The organism is Kitasatospora sp. NPDC056731 (assembly GCF_040687675.1).
Lineage (GTDB): Bacteria > Actinomycetota > Actinomycetes > Streptomycetales > Streptomycetaceae > Kitasatospora.
Map to the genome: position 1 here is coordinate 101,315 of NZ_JBFBNR010000026.1, position 15,276 is coordinate 116,590.

17 protein-coding genes, 1 tRNA gene and 1 pseudogene are annotated in these 15,276 nt (G+C 71.7%); 10 read left to right on the forward strand and 9 right to left on the reverse strand.

Going from position 1 to position 15,276, the window contains the following annotated elements; translation table 11 throughout:
• Positions 1-73 precede the first annotated feature (73 nt).
• Positions 74-604, reverse strand: a complete 531-nt coding sequence (locus AB0R04_RS25430; protein WP_363374972.1) for a hypothetical protein — start codon at positions 602-604, stop codon at positions 74-76.
• 225 nt (positions 605-829) lie between these two features.
• Here AB0R04_RS25430 and AB0R04_RS25435 point away from each other — a divergent pair, with 225 nt between their 5' ends.
• Both AB0R04_RS25435 and AB0R04_RS25440 read left to right on the forward strand, forming a co-directional pair.
• Positions 830-1,255 (forward strand): BlaI/MecI/CopY family transcriptional regulator, encoded by a 426-nt coding sequence (locus AB0R04_RS25435; RefSeq protein WP_063348908.1) that lies wholly within the window; start codon positions 830-832, stop codon positions 1,253-1,255.
• A gap of 3 nt (positions 1,256-1,258) precedes the next feature.
• The gene (locus AB0R04_RS25440; RefSeq protein ID WP_363374975.1) at positions 1,259-2,215 is read left to right on the forward strand and encodes a M48 family metalloprotease; all 957 of its coding nucleotides are present in this window, start codon (positions 1,259-1,261) and stop codon (positions 2,213-2,215) included.
• Between the two features lie 19 nt (positions 2,216-2,234).
• Here the strand turns inward: AB0R04_RS25440 and AB0R04_RS25445 are convergent, their stop codons facing one another.
• Complete coding sequence (locus tag AB0R04_RS25445) at positions 2,235-2,921, reverse strand: NAD(P)H-dependent oxidoreductase (protein WP_363374978.1); 687 nt, start codon at positions 2,919-2,921, stop codon at positions 2,235-2,237.
• A 73-nt stretch (positions 2,922-2,994) separates the two neighbouring features.
• On the opposite strand from AB0R04_RS25445, the gene AB0R04_RS25450 reads away from it, so the two are divergent.
• Complete coding sequence (locus tag AB0R04_RS25450) at positions 2,995-3,906, forward strand: sigma-70 family RNA polymerase sigma factor (RefSeq protein WP_363374980.1); 912 nt, start codon at positions 2,995-2,997, stop codon at positions 3,904-3,906.
• A 78-nt stretch (positions 3,907-3,984) separates the two neighbouring features.
• Here AB0R04_RS25450 and mug read toward each other — a convergent pair whose 3' ends face one another.
• The 5 genes from mug to AB0R04_RS25475 all read right to left on the reverse strand — a co-directional run bounded on the left by mug (position 3,985) and on the right by AB0R04_RS25475 (position 9,353).
• Entirely contained in the window at positions 3,985-4,551 is a 567-nt protein-coding gene (gene mug / locus AB0R04_RS25455; RefSeq protein ID WP_363374983.1) for a G/U mismatch-specific DNA glycosylase, read from the reverse strand.
• Positions 4,524-5,546 carry a phosphatase PAP2 family protein gene (locus tag AB0R04_RS25460; RefSeq protein WP_063348911.1) on the reverse strand — a complete coding sequence of 341 codons (1,023 nt, stop codon included), beginning with the start codon at positions 5,544-5,546 and terminating at the stop codon, positions 4,524-4,526. Before AB0R04_RS25460 ends, mug begins: the two co-directional genes overlap by 28 nt.
• Before the next feature lie 207 nt (positions 5,547-5,753).
• The gene (locus AB0R04_RS25465) at positions 5,754-6,191 is read right to left on the reverse strand and encodes a hypothetical protein (protein ID WP_363374986.1); all 438 of its coding nucleotides are present in this window, start codon (positions 6,189-6,191) and stop codon (positions 5,754-5,756) included.
• A complete protein-coding gene (locus AB0R04_RS25470) occupies positions 6,188-7,615 on the reverse strand; it encodes an APC family permease (RefSeq protein ID WP_363375025.1) in 1,428 nt (475 codons plus the stop codon). Before AB0R04_RS25470 ends, AB0R04_RS25465 begins: the two co-directional genes overlap by 4 nt.
• A 397-nt stretch (positions 7,616-8,012) precedes the next feature.
• Complete coding sequence (locus tag AB0R04_RS25475; protein WP_363374988.1) at positions 8,013-9,353, reverse strand: MFS transporter; 1,341 nt, start codon at positions 9,351-9,353, stop codon at positions 8,013-8,015.
• 180 nt (positions 9,354-9,533) lie between these two features.
• On the opposite strand from AB0R04_RS25475, the gene AB0R04_RS25480 reads away from it, so the two are divergent.
• From AB0R04_RS25480 to AB0R04_RS25490, 3 genes are all read left to right on the forward strand, one after another.
• Complete coding sequence (locus tag AB0R04_RS25480; protein WP_363374991.1) at positions 9,534-10,187, forward strand: helix-turn-helix domain-containing protein; 654 nt, start codon at positions 9,534-9,536, stop codon at positions 10,185-10,187.
• Between the two features lie 42 nt (positions 10,188-10,229).
• Entirely contained in the window at positions 10,230-10,721 is a 492-nt protein-coding gene (locus AB0R04_RS25485; protein WP_363374993.1) for a hypothetical protein, read from the forward strand.
• Positions 10,722-10,888: 167 nt separating this feature from the next.
• A complete protein-coding gene (locus AB0R04_RS25490) occupies positions 10,889-11,422 on the forward strand; it encodes a hypothetical protein (RefSeq protein ID WP_363374996.1) in 534 nt (177 codons plus the stop codon).
• Positions 11,423-11,500: 78 nt separating this feature from the next.
• Here AB0R04_RS25490 and AB0R04_RS25495 read toward each other — a convergent pair whose 3' ends face one another.
• On the reverse strand, positions 11,501-11,989 hold the full coding sequence (locus tag AB0R04_RS25495) for a YajQ family cyclic di-GMP-binding protein (protein WP_063348915.1): 489 nt from the start codon (positions 11,987-11,989) through the stop codon (positions 11,501-11,503).
• A 216-nt stretch (positions 11,990-12,205) separates the two neighbouring features.
• Between AB0R04_RS25495 and AB0R04_RS25500 the strand changes: the two genes are divergently transcribed.
• A tRNA-Tyr gene (locus tag AB0R04_RS25500) sits at positions 12,206-12,286 on the forward strand.
• 132 nt (positions 12,287-12,418) lie between these two features.
• On the opposite strand, the gene AB0R04_RS25505 is transcribed toward AB0R04_RS25500, so the two are convergent.
• Entirely contained in the window at positions 12,419-12,562 is a 144-nt protein-coding gene (locus AB0R04_RS25505; RefSeq protein WP_363374999.1) for a hypothetical protein, read from the reverse strand.
• A gap of 173 nt (positions 12,563-12,735) precedes the next feature.
• Between AB0R04_RS25505 and AB0R04_RS25510 the strand changes: the two are divergent.
• The 3 genes and pseudogenes from AB0R04_RS25510 to AB0R04_RS25520 all read left to right on the forward strand — a co-directional run.
• Positions 12,736-13,176: pseudogene (locus tag AB0R04_RS25510) on the forward strand (GntR family transcriptional regulator); the annotation flags it as partial.
• 382 nt (positions 13,177-13,558) lie between these two features.
• Positions 13,559-14,371, forward strand: coding sequence for a DUF6551 family protein (locus tag AB0R04_RS25515; RefSeq protein ID WP_363375001.1), 813 nt, complete (start codon positions 13,559-13,561; stop codon positions 14,369-14,371).
• A gap of 246 nt (positions 14,372-14,617) precedes the next feature.
• Complete coding sequence (locus tag AB0R04_RS25520) at positions 14,618-14,950, forward strand: hypothetical protein (protein WP_363375004.1); 333 nt, start codon at positions 14,618-14,620, stop codon at positions 14,948-14,950.
• The last annotated feature ends 326 nt before the right edge of the window (positions 14,951-15,276 follow it).

Here is a 15,276-nt window from a genome sequence, read left to right on the forward strand (position 1 = left end):
GGGCCCGAGGTGCGTCCGGACCTGAGGCGGGCCCGGACCTGAGACGGGTCCGGGCGCGCGGACCGCCGGGCCGTCAGAGCGTGGTGCCCTCCTGGGGGCGGTAGACGCAGAGCGCGCAGATGATGAAGACGTCCAGCGCGATCACCACGAGCGACCAGAGCGGGAAGTACGGCAGGACCAGGAAGCTGTCGAGGGCGCTCAGCGAGGTGAAGAAGATACCGGCGTAGCGGGCCCAGGAGGCGCCCTTGAGCAAGAACGCGCCGGTCACCGCGACCAGCACGCCGACGACGATGTGGACCCAGCCCCAGCCGGTGAGGTCGAACCGGAAGACGTAGCGGGGGGTGTGGACGAAGAGGTCGTCGTTGGAGACCGCCATGATGCCCCGGAGGGCCTCCATGATGCCGTTGATCAGCATCAGCACACCGGCGAACATCACCAGGCCGGGCGCCCAGTCGCGGAACTCGTTGCCCGGCGGCGGCGTGCTGGGGCCGGTGTACCAGGTCCGCCCGGGCTGCTCGGGGTCGGTGCGCGGGGGCTGCCCGGGCTCGGGGCCGGTGTGAGAGGGCTGCTCCGGCTGCGCGGGGTCGGGCGACGGGCTGCTCATGGACTCCTCCAGGGGCCGAACAGGCCTACGGGCGGACCGTACGGACTTCGACCGTCCGCCGGGCCGGGGCGCCGGGCAACCGGGCCGGGGCCGTTCGGGCGACGCGTCGAGGGCGGTGGAGGCGGGAATCCCTGCGCGAACCGGTTCGCGCCGGGCCCGCGCTCGTTAGGATGAACGCGTGCCCCGCCGGCTACGGGGCGCGACATCCGGAGGGAGTGGGCCGTCATGGCAGACGAGAGGCACGCCTCGGCGGCCGCGGAAGCGCCCGTCAGACGGCGCGGCCAGGGCGAGTTGGAGGCACAGGTGCTCGCTGTGCTCCAGCAGGCGCCCGGCCCGGCCACCGCGGGGTGGGTCCAGGAGCGCCTGGAGGGCGACCTGGCGTACACCACCGTGATGACCATCCTGTCCCGGCTACATGCCAAGAGCGCCGTCTCGCGGTCCCGTTCGGGCCGCTCCTACCTGTGGCAGGCCTCCTCCGACGCGGCCGGGCTGGCGGCCCTGCGGATGCGCCGGATGCTCGACGGAGAAGCGGACCGGGACGCCGTCCTGGCCAGCTTCGTGAGCGCGCTGCTCCCGCACGACGAGGACCTGCTGCGGGCGCTGCTGGACGCCGCGTCCGTCGATCCGGCAGCGGCCGACCGTGAGAGCTGACCCGTGGGCTTCTTCGTCTTCCTCCCGCTCATCCTGCCGCTGACCGCGGTGCCGATCGCGCGTCTCACCGAGCAGCACCTGCACCCGCGCGGTGCGGCCCGGTTGATGACCGTGATCAGCGCGGTGATGGCGGTGTGCAGTGTGCTCTGCCTCGGCCTGATCGGCGTGGTGGGCACCGCGCAGATCCCCGGCAACCCGCTGCCGGACAGTTGGTCCGACCCGGAGGTGCGGGCCGCGCTGCCGTACCACGAGACGTTCGGGACGGCCGCGATGTGGCTGCTGGTCATGGTGGCCGCGGCCTGTGCCCGGACGGTCGGCCGGCACCTGCGGGTGCGCTCCCGGGCCCGGCGGGCACTGACCGGGCTGCCGGCGGGGCCGGAGTCGGCCGGCGACCTCGCGGTGCTGCCGGACCGCAGCCCGTACGCGTACGCGCTGCCCGGTTCGCCGGGGCGGGTGGTGGTCTCCACCGGGATGCTGGCCGGGCTGCCCGAGGACGAGCGCGAGGCGCTGCTCGCGCACGAGCGGGCGCACCTGCGCCACCGCCACCACCGGTACCTGCTGACCACCCAACTGGCCGCCTGCGTCAACCCGTTCCTGCGGCCGCTGCAGTACGCGGTGGCGTTCAGCGCGGAGCGCTGGGCGGACGAGGAGTCGGCCCAGGAGGTGGGGGACCGCCGGATCACCGCGCGGGCGGTGGCCCGGGCGGCCCTGGTGTCGCACGCGGCGCCGGCGCCCGGCTTCGCGGCCTTCGCCGCCCCGGCACCCGCGCCCGGCCCGGTGCCGCGCCGGGTCGCCGCACTGCTCGGCCCGGTGCCGACGTCCCGCAACTGGCCCCCGGCGAAGACCCGGGCGGGCCTGGCCGCGATGGTCGCCGCGGCCGGTACGGCGGCGTCGGCGCTGTGCGCGCTCAACGCCGCCGTGGCCCTGCTGGTGGTGCTGAAGGCCGTCACCCCGCTGTAGACCAGGTGGATCAGGCAGATCAGGCGGTGGCGAGCGCGTCCAGGGCGGCCTCGGCGTCGGCCAGGGACTTCGCGGCGAGCGGCTGCAGCCCGGCCAGGGCGGGGATGTCGTCGGCGCGGGTGAGTTCGGCCGGGACGATGTGCAGGTGCTCGGCCGGGACGCCGAGCCTGGCGAAGTAGGCCCGCAGGTACGGGGTCTGGAAGTCGAAGGCCTCGCGCGGGGTGCCGGGGCCGTAGCCGCCGCCGCGGGCGGCCGCGACGACGACCCGGGTGCGGCGCAGCAGGCTCTCGCCGGTGGCCGGGTCGGTGTAGACGCCGGGGAAGCTGATCCGGTCGATCCACGCCTTGAACACGGCCGGGACGGTGAGGTTGTACATCGGCACGCCGAGCAGCACGGTGTCGGCGGCGAGCAGCCGGTCGACCAGCGGGTGGGTGAGGGACCACTCGTGTTCCTCGTCCGGGCCTTCGGCGAGGGCGGCGATGTCGGAGACCGGGATGGTCCCCTTGCGTTCGACGCGGCGGCCGAGCAGGGCGTACCCGGCGCCGATCGCGGCGACCGGTTCGGCGGCGAGGTCCCGGTAGACGTACCGGCCGGCGGTGCCGTGCCGGGCGCGCCAGGCGGCGGCGAACCGGGCGGTCAGCGCGCGGCTGACCGAGTCGCCGAGGCTGATGCTGGAGTCCAGGTGCAGCAGGGTGGTGGTGGTCACAGCGTTCTCCCGTCACTTCGGTGCTGGGTGGATCGTCATCGGTGTGACGGGCGGGGCCGAGGAAAGGTGACCGATGGACCGGGACGAGGTGCTGGCGGCGCGGTTCGAGGCCGAGCGGGGGCGGCTGCGGGCGGTCGCCCAGCGGATGCTCGGGTCGACGGGGGAGGCGGAGGAGGCCGTCCAGGAGGCGTGGCTGCGGCTGGACCGGGCCGGCCCGGACGAGGTGGACAACCTGCCGGGCTGGCTGACCACGGTGGTGTCGCGGATCTGCCTGGACGTGCTGCGGGCCCGCGCGGTGCGCCGTGAGGAGCCGGCCGGTGACGCGCTGCCGGACGGCCTGCCTGCCCTGGCGGCCGGCGCGGGGGCCGGCGCGGGGGCCGAGGGAGCGGATCCGGAGCGGGAGGCGCTGCTGGTCGACTCGGTGGGCCGGGCGCTGCTGGTCGTGCTGGATCGGCTGGGGCCGGCCGAGCGGGTCGCCTTCGTGCTGCACGACGGCTTCGCGGTGCCGTTCGAGCAGATCGCGCCGATCGTCGGCCGGAGCCCGGTGGCCGCCAAGAAGCTGGCCAGCCGGGCCCGGCAGCGGGTGCGCGGGGCGGCCGCGCTGCCGCCGGAGCGGCTGGCCGGGCACCGGCGGGTGGTGGAGACGTTCCTGTCCGCCGCCCGGGGCGGGGACCTGGCCGCGCTGCTGGCGGTGCTGGCGCCGGACGTGGTGCGCCGGGCCGATCCGGCCGCGCTGCCGGCCGGGCGTTCCCTGGTGGCCCGGGGCGCGGAGACGGTGGCCCGGGAGACGACGGTGTTCGGCCGGCGGGCCCGGTTCGGCGCGGTGGCGCTGGTGGACGGGGTGCCGGGGATCGTGATCGCCCCGGGCGGGCGGTTGCGGCTGGTGCTGCGGGTGGCGGTGGCGGACGGCCTGGTGGCCGGTTACGAGGTGGTCGCCGACCCGGCCCGGCTGGCCGCCCTGGAGCTGGCCGTGCTGCCGGAGTGACCGGGTCGTGCCACTGGATCCGACGGCCGTCAGCCCTCAGCCGTCAGCCCTCAGCTGTCAGCCGTCAGCCGTCAGTCGTCAGCCGTCCAGGGTGCCCCGGAGCCGGCGGAACTCGGCGGCCAGCGCGTCCAGCGTGTAGTGCGCGTTGAGCCCGCTCGGGTTGGGCAGCACCCACACCGCGGTGTCGCCGATGCCCTCCGGCTGGCGGCCGATCGCGGCCCGCCGCTGCCCGAAGGCCGTCCGGTAGGCGCCGATGCCGAGCACGGCCAGGACGCGCGGGCGCAGCCGCAGCACGCGCTCGGTGAGTGCGGCGCCGCCCTCGCGCAGTTCCTCGGCGGTCAGTTCGTCGGCCTTGGCGGTGGTGCGCGGGGCGACGTTGGTGATGCCCAGGCCGAGCGCGGGCAGTTCGCCCTGCTCGTCCGGGCGGAACTGGCGCGCGGTGAAGCCGGAGCGGTGCAGGGCGGGCCAGAAGCGGTTGCCGGGGCGGGCGAAGTGGTGCCCGGTGGCGCCGGACCACAGGCCCGGGTTGATGCCGCAGAACAGCACCCGCAGTCCGGGCCCGGTGACGTCCGGGATGGTGGTGTCCTTGGCCGCCTGGAGCTGTTCGGCGGTGGGCTTCACGGGAGGGAGGGGCTGGTTCGGCACCCGGCCAAGTCTGCCCGCTCCCTGATGAGCCGGGTACGCCGGTTCCGCAGCCGGCGCAGGCCCAACACCACCACCGCCGCGTACGCCCAGCCCGCGAAGATGTCCACGATGAAGTGCTCGGCGCCGTACACCAGGGTGAACGCCATCGCGAGCGGATACGCGACCAGCAGCGCCCGCAGCCAGGGGCGGGCCGTCGGCCAGAAGAAGAACAGCAGCATCGCCGGGTAGGCGGAGTGCAGCGAGGGCATCGCGGCGACGTCGTTGGCGAACTGGCTGCCGTTCTCGACCAGCGAGTTGGCCTGCGGCAGCCCGCTCGTGGAGATCACGTCCCACACGACCCGGGTGAGCCCCGGCAGGTGGCCCTCCTGGGCGACCAGCCACGGCGGGTCGGCCGGGTAGAGCAGGTACGTGGCGAAGCCGGCGAAGGTGAGCAGCAGGTAGCAGGCGAGCAGTTGGCGGAACCGGTCGTGCCGACGCCGCCAGAGCACCGCGAGCAGGACGAAGACCAGGAAGAAGTGCGAGAGGTAGACGACGGTCGCCGCGTAGTCGTACCAGTGCGGCGAGCCGGGCGTCCACAGCGCGTGCTGGAGCCGGACGGTCCAGGTCTCGCCGAAGCCGAGCACCTCGTCGGCGCGCAGTTGCGGCAGCCAGTGCGGGGCCCACGGGGTGTGCGCGCCGTAGCCGCGCAGCAGCGAGTACGTCCAGACCGCGGCCATCACCGGCACCCAGTCGCGCAGCACCAGCAGGAAGCCGCGGCGGCCGTGCCCGCTGTGCACGGCCGCCGTCAGCAGGGCACCGATCAGCCACAGGAACACCACGTCGTTGGCGAAGGCCATACCCTGGGTGCGTAGGAACCAGACGAGCGCGGTCAGGTAGACCGGCCAGGCCAGCAGCCGGAGTCTCGACAGGCCGGTACGACGGGGGCGGGCGGTCAGGGGTCGCAGTCGCCCGGCCCGCGCCGGGGTGGGCGGGGCCGGGCTGAGCAGCTTGGTCATGCTCACCGAAACTACCAACGCAAACTTGGAGGACGCTGGGTGAACCATGACCGCCTCGTAAGAAAATCGCACAGCCGGGCTGCCGTTCTGACGGCGGAGCAGCGGGGTGACGGCCCCGTCATGAGACGAAGCCCAGCTCGTGCGGGGTGTAGTCCTCGGTGGTGAAGGGTCGAGGCACGGTCGGGTCCTCCTCGAAAGCCGGGCGGGCTACTTGCGGACGGTGTCCTGCAAGTTGAGGTCGTCGATCTTGTCCTGGACCTCGGCGAGCCTGCCCGGGCAGTACACCGAGAGCACGATCGCCTCGGCCCGCACCGCGTCGCGGTCGGACAGCACCGGCCGTTGGCCCGGCCCGTCGGCGCCGTTGGACATGCCGGACGTCCACTGCGCCTGGGTCAGCGCGTTCGACGGGTTCGCGCAGACGGCGCCGCCGTCCTCGCCCAGGGTGTGCACGATCTGGTCCCGCGCGGGCACCCGATAGCCGGCCGAACCCAGTGCCCGGGCGAGCTGCCCGGCCTTGCGGTCGGCCTGGTCGGTGGCGTGCAGCCGGGTGAACGAGAGCAGGCCGGTGATCAGCATCGCGACCAGCAGCCCGATCGCCCCGAGGTAGATCCAGCGGTGCCGGGAGGCCATCAGGCTCGTGGTCATGCCGCACCGCCCGCGGCGCCGCGCAGCTCGGCCGACTCCTGCGCGGCCAGCTCCGCCGCCGCCTCCGGGGAGCGCCAGCCGGGCTTGCGCAGCCGCAGGAACAGGTACGGGACCAGCAGGCCGAGGACCAGCAGACCGCCGCCGACGATCCCGATGTACGTCCAGACGCTGCCGCTGCCGAACTGCGAGGACGGTACGAAGCCGATCGCCATCGCGCACGCCGAGGCGAGCAGCCCGACCACGCAGATCGGCACCAGCGCCGGGGCCCGGTAGCCGCGCGGGTGGTCCGGCCGGGTGCGGCGCAGCCGGATCGCGGCGGTGAACATCAGCAGGTAGACGATCAGGTACACCTGCGTGGTGATCACCGAGAAGATCCAGTACGCGCTGGAGACGTTCGGGATCAGCGCGTACAGCAGGGCGATCGCCGTGGTGACCACACCCTGGGCGACCAGCAGGTTCTGCTGGACGCCCTCCCGGTTCAGCTTCTGCAGGAACGGCGGCAGGTAGCCCTCCTGCCGGGAGATCATCAACAGGCCCTTGGACGGTCCGGCCAGCCAGGTCAGCATGCCGCCGAGCGAGGCCGAGATCAGCGCCACCGCGATCACCGGGGTGAGCCAGCCGATGTCGAAGTACTGGAAGAAGGCGTCGAAGGCCTGCATCACGCCGGCCGTCAGGCTCAGCTCGCTGGACGGCACCACCCAGCTGATCGCCAGTGCCGGCAGGATGAAGATCAGCAGCACCATCGCGGACGCGGTGAACATCGAGCGCGGGAACTCCCGCGCCGGATTGCGCAGCGAGGAGACGTGCACCGCGTTCATCTCCATGCCGGAGTAGCTGAGGAAGTTGTTGACGATCAGCACCAGGCTGGCCAGGCCGGCCCACTGCGGCAGCAGGTGCGCGGAGTCCATTGGCGCGGCGGAGCCGTTGCCCTGGCCGAGGAAGACGAAGCCGAGCACCACCAGCAGCGTGCCGGGGATCAGCGTGCCGATCACCAGGCCCATCGAGGACAGGCCGGCCACGGCCTTCGTCCCGCGCGAGGAGACCCAGACGCCGGTCCAGTACAGCACCATGATCACCACGGCGGTGTACGGGCCGTTGCTGGCCAGCCCCGGGTTCACGACGTACGCGATCGTCGACGCCACGTACGCCAGCAGCGACGGGTAGTAGAAGATCGTCATCGCGAACTGGCACCAGACGGCGAGGAAGCCCAGCGGCTTCGACAGGCCCTCCGAGACCCAGCGGTAGACGCCGCCCTCCCAGCCGGACGCCAGCTCGGCGGAGACCAGCGCGGTCGGCAGCAGGAACACCAGCGCCGGGACGAGGTAGAGGAAGACGCAGGCCAGGCCGTAGACGGCCATGGTCGGGGCGGAGCGCAGGCTGGCCACCGAACTCGTGGTCATCAGGGCGAGCGTCAGCCAGGACATCCGGGGGGCGGTGACCACCCGGGCGGCCACCGAGCCGGTCCGCTCGCGGGTGGTCGGGGCGCCGGGGCTCCTCGGTCCGCCGGGGCTCCCCCGGTCACCGGGGCCTCCCTGGCCGCTGGGGTCTCCCTGCTCACCAGGGCTGCTCGGGTCGCCGGGCCTGCTGGAACCGTCGGGGGCAGCGGCCTCGCCGGGGCCGCCCCGGCCGGGCGAGGGCGCGTCCGTGGAACCCATCTGTCCTCCTCCGGTACGGCCCCGGTCGGCTGCGCGACGTCCGGGCGGGAGGCGCCCCGGGCGCGGACGCCGCCCGGGAAGGGCCCCGGGGCGGGCCGTACCCGGCCAGTTCACCCGGTTGCCGAGGACGCCGCATGCGGCGTGCACCCGCACGGGTGAGCGACTGTCAGGAGCGGGCCGCCGGATCCTGCGGGGCCGGCCAGACGGCGCGACGCAGCGTACGGCTCACGGTCGCGGGCAGCAGGGCGGCCGCGAGCAGGACGCTGATCGCGGTCAGCGCGACGGCGGGGGAGAGGCGGTCCAGCAGCAGGCCGCTGCCGAGCGTCCCGGCCGGCATGCCCGCGGTCAGCAGCGTCATGGTCGCCGCGATCACCCGGCCGCGGAGCTCGTCCGGCACCTGCCGGAACACCAGCAGGTCCAGCATCACCCGCAGGGCCGGAACGCCGATCCCCACCACGAACAGCGCGGCGAACACGGTGACCACCCCGCCCGGCAGCAGCGGCGCCAGCGACACCGGCACGGCGGTCCAGGCCACCACCAGCAGCAGGACGCCCGGCCCGGCCAGCCGGTGCAGCCGGGACACCAGGACCGTTCCGGCCAGCGCCCCGACCGCCTCGCCGGCCAGCGCCAGGCCGATTCCGGCGCTGCCCGTGCCGCCGTCCCGCAGCAGCACCATCACCGGCAGCATCAGGGCCGTCCCGGCGAGGTTGACCACCAGCAGGACGGCCAGGGCGGAGCGCAGCAGCGGGGAGGCGGCGAGCAGGCGGTACCCGGCCAGGGCGCCGCCGGACTTGGGGGCCGGCTCCGTGCCGCCCGGTTCGCGGTTCGGCTGTGCGGTGGCTTCGCCGCTCGGCCGCGCGTCGGCTTCGCCGCTCGGTTGTGCGGGGGCGGGGCGGCCGGGGAAGCGCACCACGAGCGCGGCCACCAGCGCGAGCAGGGAGGCGAGCGCGGTGCCGAGGAACGGCACCGCGCTGCCGAGCCCGTACAGGAAGCCGGCCAGCGGCGGACCGGCCAGCGCGGCCCCGGTCATCCGGGCCTCGTCCTGAGCGAGCGCCTGCGGCAGCTGCTCCGGCGCCACCACCGAGCGCAGCGCCAGCAGTCGGATCGGGCCGCTGTACGCGATGGTCGCCCCGACGGCGGCGGCGACGAGCAGCAGGTGGGCCAGGGTCAGCCGGTCGAAGGCCATGGCCACCGGGACGGTCGCCGTGACGAGCAGTCGGGCGGCGTCGGAGGCGATCAGCACCCGGCGGCGGTCGAGGCGGTCGGCGACCACGCCGCCGTGGACGCCCAGCAGCAGGGTCGTGACCATCTGTACGGCCCCGAAGGCCCCGGCTGCGGTGGAGGAACCGGTGAGCGCGAGGACCAGCAGCGGGAAGGCGGTGTCGCCGATCCGCATGCCGAGCGTCGCGGCGGCCTGGCCGGCCCAGAGCGCCTGGAAGCGCAGGTTTCGTCGCAGCGGGACGGGCGGCGTGGCCGCCCCGGCCTCCGCCGTCTTCCCTGCCTTCACCGTCGTCCTCGACTCGTCAGCCGCCGTTCTGTTCCCCGCCATGACCCACCCCGCCGTTCGCGCTTCCGACATCATTCACGTTGCCGTGAATGATGTCGGAAGCATGATTGGTTGCGCAAGGGTGAGCGCTCACCAGAGCGTGATTGCGTGCGGCGCGGCCGATCTGCCAAGGTGGTGCCCGTGGCCGAGCACGATCTGGAACCCGCCGACGGCGGCGAGCAACCCACCACCTGGGTCAAGGAACGCCAGGTGGCCGACGTCACCGTGCTCAAGGCGCTGGCCGACCCGTTGCGGCTGGCCATCCTCGGCGCCCTGAAGTCCGGCGAGGAACGCCCGCTCACCGCCAAGGAGATCGCCGCCGCGCTCGGCGAACCGCAGACCAAGCTCTACCGGCACATCAAGCAGCTGGAGAAGGCCGGGCTGGTCATCGTGGCCGGCACCCGGCTGGTCTCCGGCATCGTCGAAAGCCGCTACGCCGCCGCGCAGGAGTCGATCCGGCTCGCCCCGGAGATGTTCACCGCCGACTCCCCGGGTCGCTCCGAGGCGTACGACGCCATCCTGGCCGCCATCGACCGGGTCCGCGGCGACTTCCGGGCCCAGGTCCTCGGCGGGCGGCTGGACTTCAGCTCGCCCCGGGACGGATCGGTCGGGCCGCCCGGCCTGTTCGTGCACTCGACGCTGCGGCTCAGCCCGGACCGGCTGATCCGGCTGCGGACCCAACTCGCCGCAGTCATCGACGAACTGAACGAGGAAGCACCCAGCACGGCCGAGGACGCGGTGGACGTGACGGTCTTCACCCTGCTCTACGGACTCCAGCCGGGCACGGAATCATAAACTCCGCGCCGACTGTCGGTGCGGTGGGACACGATGACCGGCATGTCCTATGAACTCCAGGCCCTGATAGGAACATTCGAGCTGCTGGCGGTGGCCGCGGCAGAAACCTCGGCGGCCCGGGTGGTGCCGCTGGCGCAGGGGCTGGCCCTGATACCGGTCACCCCCGCGGTGCTCTCCGCCCTCCAGACCGACGGCGGCTCGACGAAGCCCGCCGAGGCGGCCGGCTTCGGCTGGCACCCGGGCGGCTTCGAACTCCGGCTGGCCGCCTGGTCCAAGGCGGGCCCGATCGCCTGCGTCGAGGCCGAGTACTTCGGCGGCAGCGGCACCCAGCGCGCCGCCGTCTGGGAGAACGGCCGGATCGTCCTCGGCCCGCTCACCAAGGGCGAGTTCGAACCCTTCCCGCCCGAGGGCTCCCCGATCTCCCGCGCCCTGCGGCGGATCGGCGCCCGCACCGAGGCCGGCCGGGCGGACGAGTTCGCGTCCGTCGGCCTGTCCGCCCACCGCGGCACCAGCGGCTGGGCGGACGCCGACTGACCCGCCGCCGACTGAGCTGCCGTCGGATGACTCACCGTCGAATGACTCGTCGTCGGCTCACCGTCGCGCGCCGTTCGGCGTAGCTGCGGTGGCTGCGTCAGGAATGCTGCCCCACCGTGTGAAGCAGGCGATCCCGCCTGACTCGCACTTGAGAGGAAGCAGTACCCATGCGTGCCACCCGGATGGTCGCAGCGCTGATCGCGGCCCTCGCGCTGACCGTGGTCACCGCGGCGTCCGCCACCGCCGCCGGCCACGAAGCCGCGGCCTCGCGTACCGCCCTCGCCTCCGCCCCGAACCCCGCCGCCATCCCGGTGCCCGCCGACCTGGCGGCTGCCGCCCCGCTCCTGCCGGCGGACCTGACCCTGCCGGCCGTTCCGGTGCCCGCCGTCCCGGCCCTGCCCGCGACCCCGGACCCGAGCGCGGCCCTCGGGGCTCTCGGCGACGTCATCAACCAGATCGCCGGCCTGCTCGCGGAGACCACGTCCACCACCTCCGACCCCGCAGCCGTCCAGCAGCTCGTCGCCACCCTGCAGACCACCCTGCAGAGCCTGATCGCCCAGCTCCCGGCCGCCCCGACGGCGACCGCCCCGACCCTGGCCAAGACCTCCGGCCCGGCCACCCTGCTGGACCAGCTCGCCACCCTGCGCGCCCAGGCCCAAGCCCTCGCCACGGCCACCCACCCCCACCCCGCCGCCGGCTGACCCCACCCACGCGAAAGGCCCCGCCCCCGGGAGCTCAAGCTCCCGGGGGCGGGGCCTTGCCGCACAACCCTCCAGGGGTCAGCGGTAGTTCACGTACTGGATCGCGAAGTCCAGGTCCTTGCCCTTGAGCAGGGCCTGCACGGTCTGCAGGTCGTCGCGGCTCTTCGAGCTGACCCGCAGCTCGTCGCCCTGGACCTGAGCCTTGACGCCCTTCGGGCCCTCGTCACGGATGATCTTCGCGACCTTCTTGGCATCCTCCGTGGAGATGCCCTCCTTGATGTCCGCGAAGATCTTGTACTCCTTGCCGGACAGCTGCGGCTCGCCGGCGTCCAGGGCCTTGAGCGACAGTCCGCGCTTGATGAACTTGCCCTGTAGGACGTCCAGGATGGCCTTCACGCGCTCCTCGCCGTTGGCCTTCATCTCGATCTTCTCGCCGGAGCGGCTGATCTCGCCGCCGACGCCCTTGAAGTCGAAACGGGTGGCGATCTCACGGGAGGTCTGGTTGATCGCGTTGTCGACCTCCTGCCACTCGACCTTCGAGACGATGTCGAAACTGGAGTCGGCCATGGGTGTTGGTCTCCTTGATGTTCTGGCTTCACTGGCACGGCCTGCCCCACCGGGCGTCCGCCTCCCCAGCCTATCCAGCGGCACCCCGCCCCCGCCCCCGACAGCCACGCCGTGGCCCTTGATCATCACGTGACCTATCGAGTGGCGGAGCACCCCCCGGCATCAGGTATTGTTTACGAAGTCGAACGGGGCGTACGCCCCGGGGGACAAGATCCTGGCTGGTTGCCCGAGCGGCCAAAGGGAGCAGACTGTAAATCTGCCGCGCAAGCTACGCAGGTTCGAACCCTGCACCAGCCACAGGATAGAGAAGGGCCCGTGACCTGCGGAAACGCAGATTGCGGGCCCTTTTTCGTTTTCTGAAGCGAGGAACGAGCGGCGCCCCATTTGAGCGGCTTGTCTCGCTTTGCGCCACCCGAATCCCAGCGCTGATCAGCGCATACGGACCAGCTGCGGACCAGGACCCAGGGCCGGCGGCGCCGGACGGTTCCGGTTGAGCCGCTTCGAGATCAACTCGTTCGCGTACTCGACGGTGCCGTGCAGGCACTTCGCGTAGACCCGCAGCATGACGGCCACGCCTCCGTCGGGCCGACTCCGGAGTTCAGCCCGAGCGAGATCCCCGCGTGCCGCAGGTCGTACGGCCGCTTGCCGAGCTTCGTCGCGCAGTCGGCCGGCGCCAGCACCTCGGCCCGGGCTCGCTGCCAGACGACCCCTCTAGACCCGGATGACTCTCGCCCCCGTATCAGCAGGTCGGCAGCTCTCTGCGGGCCTCGATCCTCATGAAGAAGCCAGGCTTCGAGACCAGTGACAAGCTCCCCTCCGGCCCCGAGTTGGCGAAGCACTTCGGTGTGGCGCGCGGCACGGTGGACAAGGCGCTCGACCTGCTCCGCACCGAGGGGCTGATTGTGACCCGGCAGGGGAGTGGCTCGTTCGTGCGGGAGCGCACCTCCCGGCCGGTCGGGCTGCGGCCTCACCTCGAAGCGGCCTTCGAGCAGCAGCAGGTGAACCTCGACTTCGCCGGCTTCTCCAGCGAGACGCTGCACAACGCGCTGCAGGAACTGCTCGACAAGGTCCGCTCCGGGCGGCTGGCGCCGGAATCCATCACGGTCCTGCCGCGCCCTCAGCACCACCCCGAACCACCCGCCCCTGACCAACCGAACTATCCCTCCACCAGCACATATACCCAATGAAAGAGGAATCCGGCACTAGCCTGATGCCCAAGTTCTGATCGACCGCCGGGATGGTCGCCCTGAATGCTGACCTGCAGTCCGGGACCCGCCGCCCCTCTCGCTCCCAGTCACTCCCTGCGCGATCTGGCACGGATGTGGCGCGGGGACCGCTGCGTACCGAAGTAACTCTGGCGGGGTCGCTGCCTTGGGCTGCTGCCGCTTGCCTTCGTGGCGCCGGGCAGACGATCCCACGGAGGAACTTTCGCCCGGTGCATGGCAACAGTCCTGAAACGGTAACTCGTTGCGCGTAAGAGCTAACATGTGATTATGTGCTTCCGCGCTGTATCCCAAAATCCCGGCTTTGCCGTCAACTCCCCCTAACGCAGCGCTGAAGGGCACAGCTATGCCTAAGGCTCGGTACACGTTCGAGCTGCCTGAGCATGAAGTGGACTACGGCGTCGAGGTCTCGATCAAGGGCCTCAACATCGACCCGCAGGCTCAGAGGACTCTCAACGAGAAGCGTTCGCAGAACATCGCCAACAACATGGTGCGCGAGGCGATTGGTTCGATCATCGTGTCGCAGCGTACCGGCGGTGACTTGTACATCGTCGACGGACAGCACCGGTGGCGCGCCTGCGCGATTGCGGGAATTCCCACCATCATGGCCGAGGTGCACCACGGTCTGACGCAGGCGCAGGAGGCCATCCTGTTCCTGATCAAGAATCGCGAATCCCATAAGCCGCGCCCCATCGACGAATACTTCGTAGGACTCACCGGTGGTGTCCCCCTCTTCGTCGACACCGACAGGATCCTCGACAAGCACGGACTCACGCTCGGCTCGACATCGACGAATGGTGTGGGCGCGGTCTCCGGAGTCCTTCAGATCGTCGACCGCTACGGGGCCTCAGTCTTCGACCGGACCCTCACGGTGGCAGAGGATGCTTGGAGCCGCGCCGCCGATACGTGGGACGGCATGCTCCTCGGTGGCATTGGCATGTTCCTGGGGCGGTGGGGCGACCTCGTTGATGACACGGAGCTGGCACGCAAGATCCAGGGCATGGGTACGGCCGCCAAGTGGCGCTCCGAGATCCTCAGCCAGTCGTCTCGGGGTGGGTTCAACAACAGTGGTACGGGATCCCGCGTAGCGACTGCTTACCGCCTCGTCGCGGTGGCGTGGAACAAGAACCGCAAGGCTGAGAACCGCATCGAGGCGTAACTCGACGTTCAGCCGGCGCCTTCCGGCAGTCCGCGAAGGCGATAGTCCACCGGCTTGACCTGGGCGAGCGCTGCCTTCACATGCCCACGAGGCCAGAGTCCGGTCTGGGTGGGTTCTCAGGCGATCACACCTTTCGAGCGCTATACCGACTTCGATGGGTGTCGAGTCGGCATGCCTGCATGCGTTAAATCAGGAAACCGATGTCGCTCATGTCTCGCCGACCTTTACTGACAAGGGTCCGCAGTCGTGTTCTTTCAGCTCCTTGATGGTGCGCCCGTGGGGGTCATCGTCGTTGCCGCCATTGCTTGCGCAGGGCTTGCCGTGGCCAGGGTGGTCAGGAACCTCCCTAAGGATTCGATCAACAAGTTCTTCGAGCACCGGACGACTAAGTACCAGATCATCGCCAGTGACACGAAGGGCCGCGTGGCGGTCGTACAGAAGCAGCGACTCGTGTTTCTTGCGTTTGTCTGCGCGTGCGTAGCCGTCGTTGTTCTCGTCCTCGTCAGTGCGAGGAATGACAAGGCGAAGTCTCCGACGCTGCCGTCTGCCCCCTCGGGGACTGCACAGCCGGTCCGATAGGCCGGACCTGCTCTATGGGGTGCCTTGCTTCCGCGAGGCACCCCATAGCACTACCCGCCCCCACTCCCATCCGTCTGTCGTCGCCCACACGTACGTGGAGCAGGCGCGGGCCGCTAGGGCCAGCTTCTCGACGGCAGACGGAATGGGAGCCTCCCCCGCTCACCACGATCTATCGGCACCCGCGCGCGGCGCCCCGTCCATCCTGGAGCCTGAGCGCCCCCGCCGGAGGCATGTCGGCGACGGGTGAAAGCTGACCGCTGAACGGCGGATCAAATGGGACCCACCTCGCAGTCGTCTGATCATCCTGATCTTCAGAGGTCAGGAGG